Genomic DNA, 19,902 nt, shown 5'->3' with positions numbered 1-19,902 from the left:
TGGCGCTCGGCTGGCGCACCGGCATCGTGGTGGCGCTGTCGGTGCCGCTGGTGCTTGGCATCGTCTTCATGGTCATGAATGCGATGGGCATGGACCTGCATCGCATCACGCTAGGCGCGCTGATCATCGCGCTCGGCCTCCTTGTCGACGACGCGATCATTGCGGTCGAGATGATGGTGGTGAAAATGGAGCAGGGCTGGGACCGCGTGCGCGCGGCGTCCTTTGCCTGGGAGTCGACGGCGTTTCCGATGCTAACCGGCACGCTCATCACGGCTGTCGGCTTCCTGCCGATCGGCTTCGCCAATTCCGCAGTCGGCGAATATGCCGGTGGCATCTTCTGGGTGGTCGCGATTGCGCTGATCGCTTCATGGTTCGTCGCGGTGATCTTCACGCCCTATATCGGCGTCAAGTTGCTGCCGAACTTTGCTGCTCACGGCAAGGCCAATTACGATCCGCATGCGGTCTATGAGACGCGCATTTATCGCAGTCTGCGCAGCGTCGTGCAGTGGTGCGTCACGCACCGCGTCAAGGTGGTGGCTGCCACCGTCGGTATCTTCATTGCGGCCATTGTCGGCTTCGGCCATGTCCAGCAGCAGTTCTTCCCGCTGTCTGAACGCCCCGAACTGTTCCTGCAGTTGCGTCTGCCGGAAGGTACGGCATTCGGCGTAACCGAAAAGGCCGTCAAGGACGCCGAGAAGCTGCTCAAGGACGACAAGGACATCGCCACCTACACGGCCTATGTCGGCCGTGGCTCGCCGCGCTTCTGGCTCGGCCTCAATCCGCAACTTCCGAATGAGGCCTTCGCTGAGATCGTGATCGTGTCCAGGGATGTCGAGGCACGCGAGCGCATCAAGTCCAGGATCGAGAAGGCCGTCGCCGATGGCCAGCTCCCGGAAGCGCGCGTGCGTGTCGATCGCTTCAATTTCGGTCCGCCGGTCGGTTTCCCCGTCCAGTTCCGCGTCATCGGGCCGGATACCGCGACCGTGCGCGATATCGCTTACAGAGTGCGCGAAGTGATGCGCGCCAACAAGAACATGGTCGATCCGCAGCTCGACTGGAACGAGCAGACGCCGTCTCTCAGGCTGGTGGTCGACCAGGACCGCGCCCGTGCGCTCGGCCTGACGCCGCAGGAGCTGTCACAATCCCTGGCCATGCTGATCTCCGGCGCCTCGGTCACGACCGTGCGAGACGGGATCGAGAAGGTCGGCGTTGTCGCCCGTGCCGTGCCCTCGGAGCGTCTCGACCTCGGCCGTGTGGGCGATCTCACCATCATGTCGCGCAACGGCGTCCCGGTGCCGCTGTCGCAGGTGGCGAAGATCGAATACGCCCATGAAGAGCCGATCCTCTGGCGCCGTAACCGCGACATGGCGATCACCGTACGTGGCGACGTCGTCGATGGCGTGCAGCCGCCGGATGTCACCAACCAGATCTGGCCGCAACTGCAGCAAATCCGCGACAGCCTGCAGCCGGCCTACCGTATCGAGATCGGCGGCGCGGTGGAAGAATCCAGCAAGGGCAATGCCTCTATTGCCGTGCTGTTTCCGCTGATGATGATCATCATGCTGACGCTTCTGATGGTGCAGTTGCAGAGCTTCTCGCGGCTGATCCTGGTGTTCCTGACGGCGCCGCTCGGCATCGTCGGTGCCTCTTTGGCGCTGAACATTGCCAACAAGCCGTTCGGCTTCGTGGCACTGCTCGGCCTGATTGCGCTGGCGGGCATGATCATGCGCAACGCCGTCATTCTGGTGGATCAGATCGAAACCGACGTGCAGCACGGCCTGACCCGCCGCGAAGCCATCATCGAGGCGACCGTGCGCCGTGCGCGTCCGGTCATCCTGACGGCGCTGGCGGCCATCCTGGCGATGATCCCGCTGTCGCGTTCGGCCTTCTGGGGCCCGATGGCGGTCACCATCATGGGTGGATTGTTTGTGGCGACGTTCTTGACGTTGTTGTATCTCCCGGGTCTCTATGCGCTATGGTTTCGCAAGAGCCTGGATGAACGCGGATCGGGTGAGGATGTCGATCATCACGCACCGCAACATCACGACAAGCAACAGGCCTTTCCGCTTGCTGCCGAATAATTGAAGACTGCTGTCCGAGATGACCCTGATTTCTGATCACGTTGAAGCCGATATGCGGGGCCGCATCGTTGTGGTCGCGGAAAAGCTGTTTCGTGAAATCGGCTACCAGAAGACCACCGTGGCTGATATCGCCAAGGTGCTGCGGATGTCGCCAGCGAATGTCTATCGCTTCTTCGATTCGAAGAAGTCGATCATTTCTGCCGTCGCGCAGCGGCTGATGGGGGAAGTCGAAGAGGCCGCCGGGGTGATCGTTGCCAACCCGGAGCCCGCGGCGCAACGACTTCGTGAGTTGCTGACGACGATCCATCAGATGAACGCCGAGCGCTATGTTGGCGATGCCAAGCTGCATGAGATGGTCGCCATCGCCATGGAAGAGAGCTGGGAGGTTTGCACGGCCCATATGGAGCGGATCACCGGCACCATCGGTGGCGTCATCGCGGATGGCGCCGCCAAGGGCGAATTTCATGCCCCTGACGTCGAACTGGCCGCCATGTGCACATGCACGGCGATGCTGCGGTATTTCCACCCGCAGATGATCGCGCAATGCGCCGAGAAGCCCGGCCCGACCCTGGACCAGATGATCGACTTCGTTCTTGCCGGGCTGGCACCGCGGGTCTAGACGATCTTCCTGACGTCAATTCAGGGGATCTTCGCGTGACCGCATTCGATCTGCATTCCTATGAGCCCGCCAACGGCCACGGCCTCAAACACGATCCTTTCAATGCCATCATCGGCCCGCGCCCGATCGGTTGGGTGTCTTCGCGGGATGCCAACGGCCATGTCAATCTGGCGCCCTACAGCTTCTTCAACGCCTTCAACTACACCCCGCCGCTGATCGGTTTCTCCAGCATCGGCCTCAAGGATTCCGCCCGCAACATGCAGGCGACAAAGGAATTCGTCTGGAATCTGGCCACCATGGATCTGGCCAAGCAGATGAACGCGACGTCCGCGAGTGTTGGCCCGGAAGTGGATGAATTCGAGCTTGCCGGTCTGACGCCGGTGCCGAGCAAGCTGGTCAATGTGCCACGGGTCGGCGAAGCCCGGGTCGCGTTCGAGTGCAAGGTCACCCAGGTCATCGAGCTCAAGGGCGCGAACGGCGCCTCGGCCAACGCCTTCCTCACCATGGGGGAGGTGGTCGCCGTGCATATCGACAAGACCCTGATTGTGGATGGCGTGTACCAGACCGCGCTCGCCGGCCCGATTCTGCGCGCCGGCCGCCGCGGCGATTACTTCCATATCAAGCAGGACGCCATGTTCGAGATGGCCCGCCCGGACTGAGGCTGTCTGTTCTTTCGGCGTTTCGGTCGCGCGACCACTGGTCACGCGGTGGAAAATCGCCTTTCGGGAACCGTTGCGGTATCCTGCCGTTAATGATGGCTCGATGCTGTCCGATTTTCGCTTAAATTTCAATGCGAAAGCTAAAGTGACACCGACACCGTCCCGCTAAGAGCGTCTGCCTTTTGGCGCCCGCTGTCCGCCCGGACTGCCGGCCGCCGCGATCGAGAGGAAGCCTCCATGAGCTCGTCCAGCTTGCGCCGCGATTACCTCACCAAGCCGATCTTCGGTTGGGCCAAGGGCGTGTTGCCGAAAATGTCCGATACCGAGCGCGAGGCGCTGGAAGCCGGCGACGTCTGGTGGGATGCGGACCTGTTCACCGGCAATCCGGACTGGGCCAAGCTGCTCGCCGTCAAGCCCGCGACGCTGACGGCTGAAGAGCAGGCTTTCATGACCGGGCCTGTGGATCGTCTCTGCGAAATGATCGACGACTGGAAGATCAATTGGGAATTGCGCGATCTGCCGCCGGAAGTCTGGGAGTTCATCAAGCGCGAAAAGTTCTTCGGCATGATCATTCCGAAGGAATTCGGAGGTCTCGGCTTCTCGCCCTATGCCCATTCGGAAGTGGTCCGGAAGATTTCGTCGCGTTCGGTGGTCGCCGCGGTCACTGTGATGGTGCCCAACTCGCTCGGCCCAGGCGAATTGCTCATGAAATTTGGCACCGACGCGCAGCGCCAGCGCTGGCTGCCGCGCCTCGCCGATGGACGCGACATTCCCTGTTTCGGCCTCACCAGCCCGGAAGCGGGCTCCGACGCGGCCTCGATGATCGACAGCGGCATCATCTGCAAGGGCACGTTCGAAGGCCAGGAGGTTCTGGGCCTGCGCCTCAACTGGCACAAGCGCTATATCACGCTCGGCCCGGTCGCGACGCTGATCGGTCTCGCCTTCAAGGCCTATGATCCCGATCATCTCGTCGGCAATCAGGACGAGCTCGGCATCACGGTTGCGCTGATCCCGCACGACCTTCCGGGCGTCGAGATCGGCCAGCGTCATCTGCCGTCGATGCAGGTGTTCCAGAACGGCCCGAACTGGGGCCGCGACGTGTTCATTCCGCTCGACTACATCATCGGCGGCCAGGAGCGGCTTGGTCAGGGCTGGAAGATGCTGATGTCGGCGCTCGCCGCCGGCCGTGGCATCTCATTGCCGTCGCTGTCGGCGGCCGGCGCCGCCTATGCAGCCCGCACGACCGGTGCCTATGCCCGCATTCGCGAGCAGTTCAACATCTCGATCAGCAAGTTCGAGGGTATCGAGGAGCCGCTCGCCCGCATCGCCGGCACGGCCTATCTGCTCGATGCGGCACGTCGGTTGACATCCGCGGCGCTCAACGAAGGCCGCCACCCGGCTGTGATCTCCGGCATCATGAAACTGCACGCCACCGAACGCATGCGCCTTGCCATTGACGATGCGATGGACATCCATGGCGGCAAGGCTGTGATCGACGGCCCCCAAAACTATATGGGCAATCTCTATCGTGCAGTGCCGGTCGGCATCACCGTGGAAGGCGCGAACATCCTGACGCGCAATCTCATCGTATTCGGGCAGGGGGCCATCCGTGCGCATCCCTATCTGCTCGACGAAATGAACGCGCTCAGCGAACCCGACAAGACAAAGGGCCTCGACGCCTTCGATACCACGTTCTGGAAACATGTAGGCCACAGCGTCACCACGCTGTTTCGCGCGTGGGGGCGCAGCTGGACCGGCGGAATGTTCGCGCCGGCACCGGATGCGGGCGATGCCACGCAGTTCTATCGCCAGCTCTCGCGCTATTCGTCGGCCTTCGCATTGTGTGCCGATATGGCGCTACTGACGCTCGGCGGCGCGCTGAAGCGCAAGGAAATGCTGTCGGCGCGCTTTGGCGACATTCTCTCTGAATTGTATCTGCTGTCCGCAGCCCTGAAACGCTGGGAGGACGAAGGCCGCCAGCAGGACGATCTGCCGGCGCTCGAATGGTGCATGGCATCCGGCTTCAAGACCATCGAGAACCGCTTGGCGGAGATTTTGGCCAATCTGCCGAACCGCTTCGTTGCCGCGATCCTGAAATTCGTGGTGCAGCCCTATGGCGCCTCGGTGCTCGGCCCGTCGGATCGTGTGGTGCATCGCTGTGCCCAGATGATCCTGGAGCCGTCGGCGACGCGCGATCGCCTAACGCCAGACCTTTCGCATGTTGACGACGATCGCGGGCTGGCGCGGCTGGAGAAGGCGTTCAAACTGGTGACATCGAGTGACGATATTGCCAAGCGCATCCGCACGGCAAAGCTCAAGAACTGGAAGGATGCAGTGGCACAGGGCGTCATCACTCAGGCCGAGGGCGAAAAGCTCGCCGCCGCGCAGGAAGCCGTCAAGCTGGTGATCGAGGTCGATCACTTTGCGCCGGAAGAGCTGTCGCCCGGCTATAAGAAGTCCGATAACGTGCGCCAGTTCTTCCAGGAACTTGGTGAGCAGCGGGCAGCAAGCTGATGGCAAGACCCTCATGACAAGACCAGTCTATATCGTCGATGGCAGCCGCACGCCGTTCCTGAAAGCGCGCAGCGGCCCCGGCCCTTTCACTCCTGTCGATCTTGCTGTTCAATGTGGCCGCCCGCTGTTGGCGCGGCAGCCATTTGCACCCGATGCCTTCGATCAGGTGATCCTCGGCTGCGTCAATGTCATTGCCGACGAGATGAACCCGGCGCGCGTCGCCGCGCTTCGGCTTGGCATGGGCGAGGCGATGGTCGCCTTCACCGTGCAGATCAATTGCGGCTCCGGCATGCAGTCGATCGATACCGGCTATCGCTATATCCGCGAAGGCAATGCCGATCTGATTCTCGCCGGCGGCGCCGAGGCGCTCAGCCACGCGCCACTGGTGTGGCCGCAGAACGGTGTGCGCTGGTTCGCCGGGCTTGCCACGGCCAAGGGTGTGCTCGGCAAGGTGGCGGCGATCGCCAAGGCCCGGCCGGCTTATTTCAAGCCGGTCATCGGCCTCGAACGCGGGCTTACCGATCCGATCACCGACCTCAATATGGGCCAGACGGCCGAAAAGGTTGGGCATTTGTTCGGCATCACGCGCGCGCAGGCTGATGCCTATGCCGTCGAAAGCCACAGGCGCCTTGCCCATGCGCAGGAACAGGGTTGGCTGAAGGGCGAAGTCGAGACCGCCTTCGATCGCAAGGGCAATTTCTACGACCACGATGACGGCGTTCGCGCGGATTCGTCGGTCGACAAGCTCGCAACACTGAAGCCGGTATTCGAACGTCCCTGGGGGCAGGTCACTGCCGGAAATTCCTCGCAGATCACCGATGGTGCATCATGGACCATCCTTGCGTCCGAAGAAGCGGTAGCAAGACATGGTCTCACGCCGAAGGCTGTGATCGTCGATAGCCAGTGGTCGGCGCTCGATCCGTCGATTATGGGGCTCGGTCCGGTGTTGTCGTCGAACGACCTCCTCAAGCGCAACAACATGACGATTCAGGACATAGAGACCTGGGAATTGAACGAAGCCTTCGCGACGCAGGTTCTCGGCTGTCTCGCCGCCTGGAAGGACGAGAAATTCTGCCGCGAAGTGCTCGGCCTCGATGGCGCTGCCGGCGAGATCGATCGCGCCAGGCTCAATGTCGATGGCGGTGCGATCAGCCTCGGCCACCCCGTCGGCACGTCAGGCAACCGCATTGTGCTGCATCTCGTCAATGCGATGAAGCGGCTCGGCACCAAACGGGGAATCGCTACCGAATGTATCGGCGGCGGCCTCGGTGGTGCGATGTTGATCGAGACGGTGTGAGGGCGTCATGGACAGCAAGATCATGGACGTTCTTGGGGATCGCGTGCTGGAACTCGGGCCTGCTCCCGACGCATCAGGCGCCTATCGCCACTTCAAGCTGACGCGCGATGCCGATGGCATCGCATGGCTGTTGTTTGATCGCGCGGATGCCAGCGCCAATACGCTGTCGGCTGTGGTGCTGGAAGAATTCGATCAGGTGCTGAATGCGCTGGAAGCCCAGCGTCCGACCGGCATCGTAATCCGTTCGGCCAAACCTTCCGGCTTCATCGCGGGCGCCGACGTCAATGAATTTCGCGGTGCCAGCGACCCGTCGGAAGTGGAAACGCAGATCAGCCGCGCCCATGCGGTGATCGATCGCTTCGAGGCGCTGAAGATTCCGACGGTGGCCGTGATCCACGGTTTCTGTCTCGGTGGCGGTCTCGAAGTGGCATTGGCTTGCCAGATGCGCATCGCTATCGATGGTGCGCGCTTCGGTTTCCCGGAAGTCATGCTCGGCCTGCATCCAGGTTTGGGCGGCACAGCGCGCTTCACGGATCTGGTGGGTCCGATGCAGGCGATGCCGCTGATGCTGACCGGCAAGACCATCGATTCCCGCAAGGCAAAAGCGATCGGTCTTGTCGATGCGGTGACCGAAGAGCGCCATGTCCGCAACGCCGTGCGCGATGCAGTGTTCGGCAAGCTCAAGCGCGCCAAGCCGAGTCCGTTGATCCCGATCATGAACTTCTCGCCGGTGCGCGGCATTCTCGCCTCGCGCATGGTGGCCGAGGCCGGGAAAGCAGCGCCGCGCGAACATTATCCCGCGCCTTACGCGCTGATTGATCTGTGGGAGAAACATGGCGGCGACCGTGCCGCGATGTTGAACGCCGAGAAGGCGTCCTTTGCCCGGCTGATGGTGACGCCGACGGCGCAGAACCTGATCCGCGTGTTCTTCCTGCGCGAGCAGATGAAGAAGCTCGCCGGCGACGGCAATACAATCAAGCATGTTCATGTGATCGGCGCCGGCGCCATGGGCGGCGACATCGCGGCCTGGTGCGCGCATCAGGACATACGCGTGACGCTGGCCGACATGAAGCCCGAGCCGATCGCCGGTGCGATCAGGCGCGCCGCCGATCTCTACAGCAAGATTATCTGCAAGCGCACCGACCAGCGCGACACGCTGGATCGCCTGATCCCCGATATGGACGGCGAGGGCGTTCGCAACGCCGACCTGATCATCGAGGCGGTGTCGGAGAAGCTTGAGTTGAAGCAGAAAGTCTATGCCGGTATCGAGCCGCGCATGAAGCCGGATGCAATTCTCGCCACCAACACGTCGAGCATCCCGCTGCAGGATCTGCGCAGCACGCTCGCCAGGCCGGAGCGGTTGCTTGGCCTGCACTTCTTCAATCCGGTATCGCGTCTGCAGCTCGTCGAGGTCATCAGCCATGACGGGGTCGATGCGGAGATGCTGAGGAAGGCCACGGCCTTTGTCGGCGCCATCGATCGCCTGCCGCTGCCGGTGAAGAGTTCGCCCGGCTTCCTCGTCAATCGTGCGCTGACGCCTTACATGCTCGAGGCGATGATGCTGATGGAGGAGAAGGTCGACAAGGAAACCATCGACGCCGCCGCCGAGCAGTTCGGCATGCCGATGGGACCCATTGAACTGGCCGATCAGGTCGGTCTCGACATCTGCCTGGCGGTCGGCGACATGCTGCGCTCCAGGTTCGGCGACCTGCTGCCGCCGACGCCGGCCTGGTTGCGCGAGAAGGTCAACAAGGGTGAGCTCGGCAAGAAGACCGGCAAGGGCTTCTATACGTGGCGTGACGGCAAGGCCGAGAAGAGTTCCAGCGCAGTTGCCATGGCGCGGCCGACGCAGGAGATGATCGATCGCCTGGTGCTGCCGATGTCCAATGTCTGCGTCGCCTGTCTCCGCGAAGGCATCGTTGACAATCCCGATGTAGTCGATGGCGCAATGATCTTCGGCACCGGCTATGCCCCGTTCCGCGGCGGCCCGCTGAACTATGCGCGGACGCGCGGAACCGAGAATATCACCGCGACGCTGCGGACTCTCGCTGCCAAGTTTGGCGATCGATTCGCGCCGGATGCCGGCTGGGAGACCTTTAGATGATGACGCAATTTACGGCAGGCTTTGCAGATGAATGAATCAAAGACGCAGCCAGTGACGGGACTGGGTGCGGAACCGACAGGCGATCTTACCATCCGCACGGTGGCGATGCCGGCGGATACCAATGCCAATGGCGATATTTTTGGCGGCTGGCTACTGAGCCAGATGGATCTTGGCGGCGGTATCTTCGCCGCAAAAGTAGCCAAGACGCGCACCGTCACGGTTGCCATCGAGGCGATGACCTTCCGCAAGGCCGTTCATGTCGGCGATGTCGTCTCAGTGCATGCTGACCTGGTACGCATGGGCCGCACCTCGCTGACGGTGCATATCGAGGCCTGGGTTCTGCGCCGCAACGAAAGCGCCCCGATCCTGGTGACAGATGGCAATTTCACCTTCGTGTCCATCGACGAGGCCGGCCGCCCGCAACCGATCAAGCGCCCCGACGGGACGATTGCGACCTGAATGATTTCAGACTGACGCGGGAACGAAATCCCCCCTTCCAGGTTAATGGCCCGGAATATGCTTCGCCTATCGCGTGGGGGCCGCCATGTCAGACACTTACATCATCGAAGTCTCATCGCAGGCTGCCGGTATCGTCGTTCGCGATCCCGACGGCTACCGGTTCTTCGCCGCGTCTCATCGTTTCAACCCCATGGAAGGCCAGCTCTTTCGCAATGCGCGTGAAGCCGAACGTGCCGCCTTCCAGTTCGCCGCGCAGGGCGCTCAGACGACCGTGACGGCTTAACGACGCTGCATTGCCGCGTTGACCATCGCCGCCAACAACCGCACCATGGAATCGTTTGCTCCGAGGTGCTGCTGTGACTGCTGGCCTGACCCATCGCCAATCCGAAATCCTGAACCATGCGCGCGCCTTCGGTCGCGTGATGGTCGACGACCTCGTGCGCCGGTTCGAGGTGTCCGCACAGACCATCCGCAAGGATCTCAACGATCTCTGTGACCAGCGGCTGCTGACGCGTATTCACGGCGGCGCCATTGTCGCGTCCGGTGTGGAGAACCTTGCCTATGAAGCGCGGCGCTTCGTGGCTGCCGAAGAGAAGAAGGCGATCGGGGTCGCCGCCGCCGCACAGATTCCGAACGGCTCGTCGCTATTCATCAATATCGGCACCACGACCGAGGAAGTGGCGAGCGCGCTGACCAATCACGAAAACCTGCTGGTCATCACCAACAACCTCAATGTCGCGATGATGCTCTATCGGCATCCGCATATAGAGGTGATCGTGGCCGGCGGCACCGTGCGTCGCTCTGATGGCGCGGTGATCGGCTCCACGGCGATCAAGCTGATCGGCCAGTTCAAGGTCGATTACGCCATCATCGGCGCCTCGGCAATCGACGAGGAGGGCGCGCTCCTCGACTTCGACTATCGCGAGGTGCAGGCGGCGCAGGCGATCATCGCCAATGCCCGCAGCGTCATGCTGGTGTGCGATTCGACCAAATTGCGGCGCTCGGCCGCCGTTCGCATCGCCCATATCAGCCAGGTCCAGACCTTCGTGACCGACGTGCCGTTGCCGCCGTCCTTGCAGGAGATCTGCCGGAGCCGGGGCGTCAAGGTGATCGCGGCTTTACCGGGGTCGGCGGATGATTCCGACGATCTGGAACCGGAACCGACCCCGCTTTAGAGCTGTTCAGACCCCGAAAACGCCAGTTGCTTTCGCTTTTGGTTGTGCTTTAATGAAAAGCGAAAGCCAAATCGCTGAAAGCGAAGATGGCGCGTCCCAAGGAAGGCGCCAGACAATTGGCGCAGGAGGGGAGACGGGGTGGGTCAGATCTACGACCTTACAATCATTGGTGGCGGTGTGAACGGCTGCGGTATTGCCCGCGATGCTGTCGGCCGCGGCAATTCCGTCTTCCTCTGCGAGATGAACGATCTGGCCAGCGGGACGTCGTCCTGGTCGACCAAGCTTATCCATGGCGGCCTGCGCTACCTCGAATATTACGACTTCAAACTGGTTCGCCACGCGCTGCTTGAGCGCGAAATCCTCTGGCAGATCGCGCCGCATATCATCCGTCCGCTGCGCTTTGTGCTGCCGCATCATGCTGGGCTGCGCCCGGCCTGGCTGCTGCGGCTCGGTCTGTTCCTGTACGACTATATCGGCGGCCGAAAACTTCTTCCGGCCACCCGTACGCTCGATCTCACCAAAGACGAGACCGGCAAGCCGCTGGCTCCCGGCCGCTTCACCCGCGGTTTCGAATATTCCGATTGTTTCGTCGATGACGCCCGCCTCGTGGTGCTGACCGCCCGTGATGCCGCCGATCGTGGCGCTGTGATCCGGACGCGTACGCGCGCGACCGAGATTCGACAGGCCGATGGCCTGTGGCAGGTCACGGTGCAGGACACGTCGACGGGCGAACGCTCAACCATCAGCGCGCGCGCGCTGGTCAATGCCGGCGGCCCGTGGGTCGAGAATGTTCTGGCGGTCGGCGCCGGCGTCAATGCAAAGGCGAAAGTCCGTCTGGTGCAGGGTTCGCATATCGTGGTGCCGAAGCTCTACGCCCACGACCGCGCCTATATCTTCCAGAATGCTGATGGTCGTATCGTATTTGCGATTCCCTATCAGGACGATTTCACCCTGATTGGCACTACCGATATCGACTATCACGGGGATCCCGCCGACGTGAAAATCTCCGCCGATGAGATCAACTATCTCTGCAAGTCGGTGAGCGAATATCTCGCCAGGCCCGTGCTCGCCGAAGACGTGGTGTGGACCTATTCCGGTGTCCGTCCGCTCTATGACGACGGCGCCAATGAGGCCAAGGCGGCGACGCGCGATTATGTGTTCGAACTCGATCTGCCTGGCGGACTGCCGCTGCTGTCGATTTATGGCGGCAAGATCACGACCTATCGCCGCCTCGCCGAAGAAGCCTTGCAGAAGCTCGCGCCTTATCTCAAGGGCACCAAGGCCAGGGAAGGCTGGACGGCAGGCGCCTCGCTGCCCGGGGGCGATTTCGATGTCTCCGCGGTCGATGCGCTGATCGCAGAACTGTTGCGCGACTATCCGTTCCTCACGCGGACGCATGCCAACCGATTGGCGCATGCCTATGGCACGCGCGCCGCGAAGATGCTGGGCGTCGCGAAGTCCGCGGCCGATCTCGGTCAGGCCTTTGGTGCAACGCTCTGCGAGCGGGAAGTGCGCTATCTCATGGCCAATGAATGGGCCGTCAGTGCCGAGGATATCGTCTGGCGCCGTTCCAAACTGGGCCTGCGCCTGTCGAAGGGTGAGATCGCGGCGCTCGATCAATGGCTGCAGGTCAATCGCACCCAGCCTGCCGGTTCGATGCGTGAAGCGGGAGCGCGGTCATGAGCGTTGCGCTCGATCACGTCTCGCAGATGGTGGATGGCGTCACGACGATCCGTGACGTCTCGCTGACGCTGGAGCGTGGCACCCTGAATGTGCTGCTCGGGCCGACATTGGCCGGCAAGACCTCGATCATGCGATTGCTGGCCGGGCTCGACAAGCCGGTGCAGGGCCGCGTGCTGGTCGATGGCAAGAACGTCACTGGCATCGACATCCGCAAGCGCTCGGTGGCAATGGTCTATCAGCAGTTCATCAATTACCCGTCGCTGACGGTGTATGAGAACATCGCGTCGCCGCTGCGCGTGCAGGGCAAGCCCAAAGCCGAGATTGAAACCCGCGTGCACGAGGCCGCGGCGTTGCTCAAGCTCGAGCCCTATCTGAAACGCACGCCGCTTCAGCTCTCCGGCGGCCAGCAGCAGCGCACGGCGATTGCCCGGGCCCTGGTCAAGGGCGCCGATCTCGTGCTGCTCGACGAGCCGCTCGCCAATCTCGATTACAAGCTCCGCGAAGAGCTGCGCACCGAACTGCCGAAGATTTTCGAGGCCTCCGGCGCGATCTTCGTTTACGCGACCACCGAGCCATCGGAAGCGCTCCTGTTGGGCGGCAGCACCGTGTGCCTGTGGGAAGGCCAGGTCCTGCAGGTCGGCCGGACTTCGAAAGTCTATCGGCATCCGGAGACCCTCAAGGCCGCCGAAGTGTTCTCCGACCCACCGCTCAATCTTGTTGCGATCGAGAAGAAGAACGGCAACGTGCAGTATGCCGGCGGTGCGACGGCGCCCGCCAGCGGGCTCTATGCCAACCTCGCCGACGGCAGCTATCGCGTTGGCTTCCGCGCGCATCAGCTCGAAGTCGCCAGTGGTCTTGCCGGACGGCATGCATTTCCGGCGGAAGTGACGGTCACCGAAATCACCGGGTCGGAAAGCTTCGTCCATCTGAAGCGTGATGCTGCCAATTGGGTTGCGGTGCTGCAGGGTGTGCATGAATTCGAGCCAGGCCACATGCTCGACGCCGTGCTCGATCCTGAAAATCTGTTCGTCTTCGATGGTAGCGATCGTCTGGTCGCCGCTCCCAACATGGCGCAGGGAGCGTAACATGGCCCGCATCGATCTCGTCGATCTCGCGCAATCCTACAGCGGCAACGATGCCGATCCGGAATCTTTTGCACTGAAGCCCATCTCGATGACGTGGCGGCAGGGCGGCGCCTATGCGCTGCTCGGACCAAGCGGCTGCGGCAAGACGACGTTGCTGAACCTGATCTCCGGTATCGTCACGCCGTCGCGCGGCCAGATCCTCTTCGACGGCAAGGACGTCACGCCGCTGTCGACCCAGAAGCGCAACATCGCGCAGGTGTTCCAGTTTCCCGTCATCTACGACACCATGACCGTCGGCGAGAATCTCGCATTTCCGCTGAAGAATCGCGGCGTGCCGCGCGCGCAGATCGACGCCCGCGTGAAAGAAATCGCCGGACTGCTCGACCTCACGCCGTATTTGAACCGCAAGGCGACGCGGCTGACGCCGGACGCCAAGCAGAAGATTTCGCTGGGGCGTGGTCTTGTGCGCTCCGATGTCGCCGCCGTGCTGTTCGATGAGCCGCTCACGGTGATCGATCCGCATCTGAAATGGGAATTGCGATCGAAGTTGAAGGCGCTGCACCGCGCGCTGGATCTGACCATGATTTATGTGACCCACGATCAGACGGAAGCGCTGACATTTGCCGATACGGTGGTGGTGATGCATGACGGCCGCGTCGTGCAGTCCGGCACGCCGCAGGAATTGTTCGACAAGCCGGCGCATACGTTTGTCGGCTATTTCATCGGATCGCCCGGCATGAATATCGTGCCTGCCGAGGTCAGTGGCCGCGAGGCACGCATTGGCGGTCATGTCATCGCGCTCAATGGCAGCTACGATCAGATGCCAGCGGGCGCGACAATCGAAATCGGCATTCGCCCCGAATTCGTCCATGTTGCGGCGCCCGCGCCGGGCTTGCTCAGGGCGCAGGTCGAGCGCATCGATGATCTCGGTCGCATCAGCTTCGCGCGGGTGCGCATTGGCGGCGTGAAGGTTGCCGCGCGCGTGCCCGCCGGATTTTCTGTCTCCGGCGGTGATGTCGGGCTGGTGTTCGATCCGTCGCGGGTGCACGTTTATGCCAATAGCCGTCTCGTCGAAGGGGCCGCGTGATGGACAAGACAGTCAACCAAAAAGCCTGGTTCCTGGTACTTCCAGTGTTCCTGATCGTGGCATTCTCCGCCGTGCTGCCGCTGATGACGGTGGTGAACTATTCGATGCAGGACACCTTCGGCAATAACCAGTTCTTCTGGAACGGTGTCGGCTGGTTCAAGGAATTGCTCGATCCCTCCAGCGATCTCGGCGGGCGCTTCTTCGCGTCGCTGCTGCGCAATCTGGCGTTCTCTGCGATCATCCTCGCCATCGAAGTGCCGCTCGGCATTCTGGTCGCGCTGTCGATGCCGCGTGACGGCTGGCGCGTCGCAGCCTGCCTGGTGATCCTCGCGCTGCCGCTTTTGATTCCATGGAACGTGGTCGGCACCATCTGGCAGATATTCGGCCGTCCCGACATTGGCCTGCTCGGCTACACGCTCAATCACATGGGCATCGACTATAATTACGTATCGAACGAGTTCGATGCCTGGGCGACAGTCATCGTCATGGATGTCTGGCACTGGACCAGCCTCGTCGCGTTGCTGTGTTATGCGGGCCTGAAATCGATTCCCGATGCCTATTACCAGGCGGCACAGATCGACGGTGCGTCACGCTGGGCAGTTTTCCGGGCTATCCAGCTGCCGAAGCTCAACCGCGTGCTGCTGATCGGCGTGCTGCTGCGCTTCATGGACAGTTTCATGATCTATACCGAGCCCTTCGTCGTCACCGGCGGCGGACCCGGCAATTCGACCACCTTCGTCTCCATCGAACTCGTCAAGATCGCGCTCGGCCAGTTCGATCTTGGCAAGGCCGCGGCGCTGTCGCTGGTCTACAACATCATCGTGCTGATCGTGTGCTGGGTGTTCTACACCGTGATGACCAATGTCGGCGTCGATCACACCAGGCGCGAGGGAGCGGTCTGATGCATACGATCCCCGGTCGCCGCGTTATCCTGACGCTGTTCCTGATCTTCCTGCTGTTGCCGATCTACTGGCTCGTGAATATGAGCTTCAAGACCAATGGCGAAATCGTCTCGACCATGACGCTGTGGCCGCATGCGCCGACGCTGGCAAATTACACCCGGATCTTCACCGACGAGAGCTGGTATTCCGGCTACATCAATTCGCTGAAATACGTCATCATCAACACCATCCTGTCGATCTCCTTTGCGCTGCCCGCGGCCTATGCGTTCTCGCGCTATCGATTCCTCGGCGACAAGCACCTGTTCTTCTGGCTGCTGTCGAACCGGATGGCGCCGCCCGCGGTGTTCGCGCTGCCGTTCTTCAATCTCTATTCGGCGATCGGCCTGTTCGACACGCCGTGGGCGGTGGCACTGGCCCATTGCCTGTTCAACGTGCCCCTCGCAGTCTGGATCCTCGAAGGTTTCGTCTCGGGCGTGCCGCGCGAGATCGACGAGACGGCGTTTCTCGATGGCTATTCGTTTCCGAAGTTCTTCGTGAAGATTCTGGTGCCGCTGATCGCATCGGGCATCGGCGTCGCTGCCTTCTTCTGCTTCATGTTCTCCTGGGTCGAATTGCTGCTCGCGCGCACGCTGACCTCGGTGAATGCTAAGCCGATCTCCGCCGTGATGACGCGCACCGTGTCGGCCTCCGGCATGGACTGGGGCCTGCTCGCCGCCGCCGGCGTGCTGACCATCATTCCCGGTGCCCTCGTCATCTGGTTCGTCCGCAATTATATCGCGCGCGGTTTCGCGCTCGGCAGAGTCTAGGAGGTCGTCATGGAAAACATCGCATGGATGGCCTGGACGCCGCCGACCGCGATCTTCTTCGCGCTGCTGGCGATTACGCTGGCCACGATGACGTGGCTCGCGGTTGCCTATCCCGAAGCCGAGCGCATCGGCATCCTGCGCATTCCCACCACGCGCGGCGACCGCTTGTTCCTGTCGCTGATCGCGGCGGCGGTCATCCACCTGTTGTGGATCGGCTTTGTCGGCAGCGATCCAATCGCGACGCTGCCGATCGGCGAGGAAGGTCTTGAAATCTCGAACCTGTGGTTCGCGACATTGATTTCGCTGGTCTCGGCGGTGGCGATTTTTCGCACCGTCTGACGAGTGAGGAAGGTCAGACGCGGGATCAATCCGGGTCTGAAACATAAACGAGGGAGGACACGATGAGACAACTGACGACACTCACCAGGCGTGGATCGACGCGCGCCATCATGATGACCAGCGCCGTAGCGCTGATCGCTGCGACCGTGACGCTGGCTCTGCCCGTGAAGGCCGACGACGCCACGGCGCAAAAGTGGATCGACAGCGAATTCCAGCCGTCGACGCTGTCGAAGGCAGAGCAGCTGAAGGAAATGCAGTGGTTCGCCAAGGCTGCCGAGCCGTTCAAGGGCATGGAGATCAACGTCGTCTCCGAAACCCTGACGACCCACGAATATGAATCCAAGACGCTGGCCAAGGCGTTCTCCGAAATCACCGGGATCAAGCTCAAGCACGACCTGATCCAGGAAGGCGACGTGGTCGAAAAGCTGCAGACCCAGATGCAGTCGGGCAAGAATGTGTATGACGGCTGGATCAACGACTCGGATCTGATCGGCACGCATTTCCGCTACGGCCAGACCATCGCGCTGTCGGATTACATGACCGGCGAGGGCAAGGACGTCACCGATCCGATGCTGGACGTGAAGGATTTCATCGGCACGTCCTTCACCACCGCGCCCGACAAGAAAATGTACCAACTGCCCGACCAGCAGTTCGCGAACTTGTATTGGTTCCGGTACGACTGGTTCACCAATCCTGACTACAAGGCGAAGTTCAAGGCCAAGTATGGCTACGATCTCGGCGTTCCCGTGAACTGGTCGGCTTATGAAGATATTGCCGAGTTCTTCACCAACGACATCAAGGAGATCAACGGCGTCAAGGTCTATGGCCACATGGACTACGGCAAGAAGGATCCCTCGCTCGGCTGGCGCTTCACCGACGCCTGGCTGTCCATGGCCGGCAATGGCGACAAAGGTCTTCCGAACGGCCTCCCCGTCGATGAATGGGGTATCCGCATGGAAGGCTGCCGTCCGGTCGGTTCCTCCGTCGAGCGTGGCGGTGACACCAACGGTCCGGCTGCCGTTTATTCGATCGTCAAGTATCTCGACTGGATGAAGAAATATGCTCCGCCGCAGGCACAGGGCATGACCTTCTCGGAGTCGGGTCCGGTGCCCGCACAAGGCAACATCGCGCAGCAGATGTTCTGGTACACCGCCTTCACCGCCGATATGGTGAAGCCCGGTCTGCCGGTCATGAATGCCGATGGTACGCCGAAGTGGCGCATGGCTCCGTCGCCGCATGGTGCGTACTGGAAGGAGGGCATGAAGCTCGGCTACCAGGACGTGGGTTCAGCCACGCTTCTGAAGTCGACTCCGGCGGATCGCCGCAAGGCAGCCTGGCTCTATCTGCAGTTCATCGCCTCCAAATCGGTGAGCCTGAAGAAGAGCCATGTCGGTCTCACCTTCATTCGTGAGTCCGACATCTGGGACAAGTCATTCACCGAACGTGCACCGAAGCTCGGTGGTCTGATCGAGTTCTATCGCTCGCCAGCCCGCGTGCAGTGGTCGCCGACCGGCAACAACATCCCGGATTATCCGAAGCTGGCACAGTTGTGGTGGCAGAACATCGGCGATGCGTCGTCCGGTGCGAAGACCCCGCAGCAGGCGATGGACTCGCTGGCTGCAGCGCAGGATTCGGTGCTCGAACGTCTTGAACGATCCAAGGTTCAGGGCGAATGCGGACCGAAGCTGAACAAGAAGGAAACCGCCGAGTTCTGGTACGCGAAGTCCGCCAAGGACGGCAATATCGCGCCCCAGCGCAAGCTGGCGAACGAGAAGCCGAAGGGCGAGACGGTGGACTACGACACCCTGATCAAGTCGTGGCCTGCATCGCCTCCGCAGAAGCGCGCTTCGAACTAAAGCGAGTTTTCTGAACAACAAAAAAGGCCGGGAGCGATCCCGGCCTTTTCTTTTGCTGTCATTCCCGGACGCGCGCTCTTGCGCGCGAACCGGAATGGCGTGCTCACTCCGCCGCCTGCTTCGCGCCCAGCACCGGATAATCCGTGTAGCCCTTCGCGCCGCCGCCATAGAACGTCGCCTTGTCGGCATCGTTGAGTGGCGCGCCGGACTTCAGGCGCTCGACCAGATCCGGGTTCGAAATGAAAGGCTTGCCGAAGGCGATCAGGTCGGCTGCGTCGGCAGCGAGCACCTTGTTGGCCAGCGCGAGATCAAAGCCGTTATTGGCGATATAGGTACCCTTGAAGCGTTTGCGCAGGCTGGCGTAATCGAACGGTGCATTGTCACGCGGGCCACCGGTCGCGCCTTCGACAACATGGAGATAGACCAGCTTCTCGGCGCTGAGCCCGTCGGTGATGTAATCGAACAGCTTTTGCGCATCGCTGTCGATGGCCGCGTCATTGGCCGGCGTGACCGGTGAGATGCGGATGCCGGTCCTGGCGCCGCCGATTTCCCTGCTCACGGCCTGAGCCACTTCGAGGATCAGCCTGGCGCGGTTCTCCAGCGAGCCGCCATAGGCATCCGTGCGCTTGTTGGTCGAGTTGCGTGCGAACTGCTCGAGCAGATAGCCATTGGCAGCATGAATCTCGACGCCGTCGAAACCGGCCTCGACCGCATTCCTGGCGGCGCGCTTGTAGTCATCAATCAGGCCGGGGATTTCGGCGAGCTCGAGCGCACGGGGCTCGGAGACGTCGGTGAAGGTGTTGTTGACGAAGGTCTTGGTCTTGGCGGCGATCGCCGAAGCCGAGACTGGCGCGCCGCCATTCGGCTGCAGGCTGGTATGTGAGATGCGGCCGACATGCCAGAGCTGGATGAAGATGTGGCCGCCCTTGGCGTGAACTGCATCGGTCACCTTCTTCCAGCCGGCGACCTGCTCCTTCGTGTAGATGCCGGGCGTGTCCTGATAGCCCTGACCCTGCTGGGAGATTTGGCTGGCCTCGGTGATCAGGAGGCCGGCGCTGGCGCGCTGGCTGTAGTAATCGACGGCGAGCGGGTTCGGCACGAAGCCCTCGATCGCACGATTGCGCGTCAGCGGCGCCATAGCAGTGCGGTTCGAAAGTGTGATGTTGCCGAGTTTATAGGGTTCAAACAGTTTGGACGTGCTCATGTAAGTTTTCCAGTCGATGAAGGACGAGATCG

At 61.8% G+C, this 19,902-nt stretch carries 17 protein-coding genes; 16 read left to right on the top strand and 1 reads right to left on the bottom strand.

Annotation, left to right across the window (positions count from 1 at the left end):
* The 16 genes from ACEK02_RS11290 to ACEK02_RS11215 all read left to right on the top strand — a co-directional run.
* On the top strand, positions 1–2,081 hold a 2,081-nt coding region (locus ACEK02_RS11290; protein WP_371421796.1), incomplete at its 5' end, for an efflux RND transporter permease subunit.
* A 19-nt stretch (positions 2,082–2,100) separates the two neighbouring features.
* Positions 2,101–2,700, top strand: a complete 600-nt coding sequence (locus tag ACEK02_RS11285) for a TetR/AcrR family transcriptional regulator (RefSeq protein WP_371421795.1) — start codon at positions 2,101–2,103, stop codon at positions 2,698–2,700.
* A 35-nt stretch (positions 2,701–2,735) separates the two neighbouring features.
* The gene (locus ACEK02_RS11280; protein WP_371421794.1) at positions 2,736–3,359 is read left to right on the top strand and encodes a flavin reductase family protein; all 624 of its coding nucleotides are present in this window, start codon (positions 2,736–2,738) and stop codon (positions 3,357–3,359) included.
* 237 nt (positions 3,360–3,596) lie between these two features.
* Positions 3,597–5,873, top strand: coding sequence for an acyl-CoA dehydrogenase (locus ACEK02_RS11275; RefSeq protein ID WP_371421793.1), 2,277 nt, complete (start codon positions 3,597–3,599; stop codon positions 5,871–5,873).
* 13 nt (positions 5,874–5,886) lie between these two features.
* Positions 5,887–7,170 carry an acetyl-CoA C-acetyltransferase gene (locus tag ACEK02_RS11270; RefSeq protein WP_371421792.1) on the top strand — a complete coding sequence of 428 codons (1,284 nt, stop codon included), beginning with the start codon at positions 5,887–5,889 and terminating at the stop codon, positions 7,168–7,170.
* Between the two features lie 7 nt (positions 7,171–7,177).
* On the top strand, positions 7,178–9,274 hold the full coding sequence (locus ACEK02_RS11265) for a 3-hydroxyacyl-CoA dehydrogenase NAD-binding domain-containing protein (protein ID WP_371421791.1): 2,097 nt from the start codon (positions 7,178–7,180) through the stop codon (positions 9,272–9,274).
* Between the two features lie 27 nt (positions 9,275–9,301).
* Positions 9,302–9,733: an acyl-CoA thioesterase gene (locus ACEK02_RS11260; RefSeq protein WP_371421790.1), complete on the top strand. Its 432-nt coding sequence runs from the start codon at positions 9,302–9,304 to the stop codon at positions 9,731–9,733.
* Between the two features lie 85 nt (positions 9,734–9,818).
* Positions 9,819–10,016: a hypothetical protein gene (locus ACEK02_RS11255; RefSeq protein ID WP_371421789.1), complete on the top strand. Its 198-nt coding sequence runs from the start codon at positions 9,819–9,821 to the stop codon at positions 10,014–10,016.
* Positions 10,017–10,089: 73 nt separating this feature from the next.
* The gene (locus ACEK02_RS11250) at positions 10,090–10,908 is read left to right on the top strand and encodes a DeoR/GlpR family DNA-binding transcription regulator (RefSeq protein WP_371421788.1); all 819 of its coding nucleotides are present in this window, start codon (positions 10,090–10,092) and stop codon (positions 10,906–10,908) included.
* Positions 10,909–11,046: 138 nt separating this feature from the next.
* Entirely contained in the window at positions 11,047–12,591 is a 1,545-nt protein-coding gene (glpD, locus tag ACEK02_RS11245) for a glycerol-3-phosphate dehydrogenase (protein ID WP_371421787.1), read from the top strand.
* A complete protein-coding gene (locus ACEK02_RS11240) occupies positions 12,588–13,676 on the top strand; it encodes an ABC transporter ATP-binding protein (RefSeq protein WP_371421786.1) in 1,089 nt (362 codons plus the stop codon). Before glpD ends, ACEK02_RS11240 begins: the two co-directional genes overlap by 4 nt.
* Position 13,677: 1 nt before the next feature.
* A complete protein-coding gene (locus tag ACEK02_RS11235; RefSeq protein WP_371421785.1) occupies positions 13,678–14,763 on the top strand; it encodes an ABC transporter ATP-binding protein in 1,086 nt (361 codons plus the stop codon).
* Positions 14,763–15,665, top strand: coding sequence for a carbohydrate ABC transporter permease (locus ACEK02_RS11230; protein WP_371421784.1), 903 nt, complete (start codon positions 14,763–14,765; stop codon positions 15,663–15,665). The genes ACEK02_RS11235 and ACEK02_RS11230 overlap by 1 nt, the downstream gene beginning before the upstream one ends.
* Entirely contained in the window at positions 15,665–16,471 is an 807-nt protein-coding gene (locus tag ACEK02_RS11225; RefSeq protein WP_371421783.1) for a carbohydrate ABC transporter permease, read from the top strand. Before ACEK02_RS11230 ends, ACEK02_RS11225 begins: the two co-directional genes overlap by 1 nt.
* Before the next feature lie 9 nt (positions 16,472–16,480).
* Positions 16,481–16,810 carry a DUF2160 domain-containing protein gene (locus ACEK02_RS11220; RefSeq protein ID WP_371421782.1) on the top strand — a complete coding sequence of 110 codons (330 nt, stop codon included), beginning with the start codon at positions 16,481–16,483 and terminating at the stop codon, positions 16,808–16,810.
* Between the two features lie 62 nt (positions 16,811–16,872).
* Complete coding sequence (locus ACEK02_RS11215) at positions 16,873–18,666, top strand: ABC transporter substrate-binding protein (protein ID WP_371421781.1); 1,794 nt, start codon at positions 16,873–16,875, stop codon at positions 18,664–18,666.
* Positions 18,667–18,769: 103 nt separating this feature from the next.
* On the opposite strand, the gene ACEK02_RS11210 is transcribed toward ACEK02_RS11215, so the two are convergent.
* Positions 18,770–19,870 carry an alkene reductase gene (locus tag ACEK02_RS11210; RefSeq protein ID WP_371421780.1) on the bottom strand — a complete coding sequence of 367 codons (1,101 nt, stop codon included), beginning with the start codon at positions 19,868–19,870 and terminating at the stop codon, positions 18,770–18,772.
* Positions 19,871–19,902: the final 32 nt, after the last annotated feature.

The organism is Tardiphaga sp. (genome assembly GCF_041424195.1).
Lineage (GTDB): Bacteria > Pseudomonadota > Alphaproteobacteria > Rhizobiales > Xanthobacteraceae > Tardiphaga.
Note: the sequence above shows the minus strand (reverse complement) of the source record. Positions and strands in the feature narration are given on the sequence as shown.

What these genes read in the sequence shown, in the direction of transcription:
- ACEK02_RS11230 (WP_371421784.1), top strand. Translation starts at nt 14,763, where the DNA reads ATGGACAAGACAGTCAACCAAAAAGCCTGGTTCCTGGTACTTCCAGTG.
- ACEK02_RS11275 (WP_371421793.1), top strand. Translation starts at nt 3,597, where the DNA reads ATGAGCTCGTCCAGCTTGCGCCGCGATTACCTCACCAAGCCGATCTTC.
- ACEK02_RS11240 (WP_371421786.1), top strand. Translation starts at nt 12,588, where the DNA reads ATGAGCGTTGCGCTCGATCACGTCTCGCAGATGGTGGATGGCGTCACG.
- ACEK02_RS11285 (WP_371421795.1), top strand. Translation starts at nt 2,101, where the DNA reads ATGACCCTGATTTCTGATCACGTTGAAGCCGATATGCGGGGCCGCATC.
- ACEK02_RS11215 (WP_371421781.1), top strand. Translation starts at nt 16,873, where the DNA reads ATGAGACAACTGACGACACTCACCAGGCGTGGATCGACGCGCGCCATC.
- ACEK02_RS11235 (WP_371421785.1), top strand. Translation starts at nt 13,678, where the DNA reads ATGGCCCGCATCGATCTCGTCGATCTCGCGCAATCCTACAGCGGCAAC.
- ACEK02_RS11255 (WP_371421789.1), top strand. Translation starts at nt 9,819, where the DNA reads ATGTCAGACACTTACATCATCGAAGTCTCATCGCAGGCTGCCGGTATC.
- ACEK02_RS11265 (WP_371421791.1), top strand. Translation starts at nt 7,178, where the DNA reads ATGGACAGCAAGATCATGGACGTTCTTGGGGATCGCGTGCTGGAACTC.
- ACEK02_RS11220 (WP_371421782.1), top strand. Translation starts at nt 16,481, where the DNA reads ATGGAAAACATCGCATGGATGGCCTGGACGCCGCCGACCGCGATCTTC.
- ACEK02_RS11225 (WP_371421783.1), top strand. Translation starts at nt 15,665, where the DNA reads ATGCATACGATCCCCGGTCGCCGCGTTATCCTGACGCTGTTCCTGATC.
- ACEK02_RS11260 (WP_371421790.1), top strand. Translation starts at nt 9,302, where the DNA reads ATGAATGAATCAAAGACGCAGCCAGTGACGGGACTGGGTGCGGAACCG.
- ACEK02_RS11210 (WP_371421780.1), bottom strand. Translation starts at nt 19,870, where the DNA reads ATGAGCACGTCCAAACTGTTTGAACCCTATAAACTCGGCAACATCACA.
- ACEK02_RS11270 (WP_371421792.1), top strand. Translation starts at nt 5,887, where the DNA reads ATGACAAGACCAGTCTATATCGTCGATGGCAGCCGCACGCCGTTCCTG.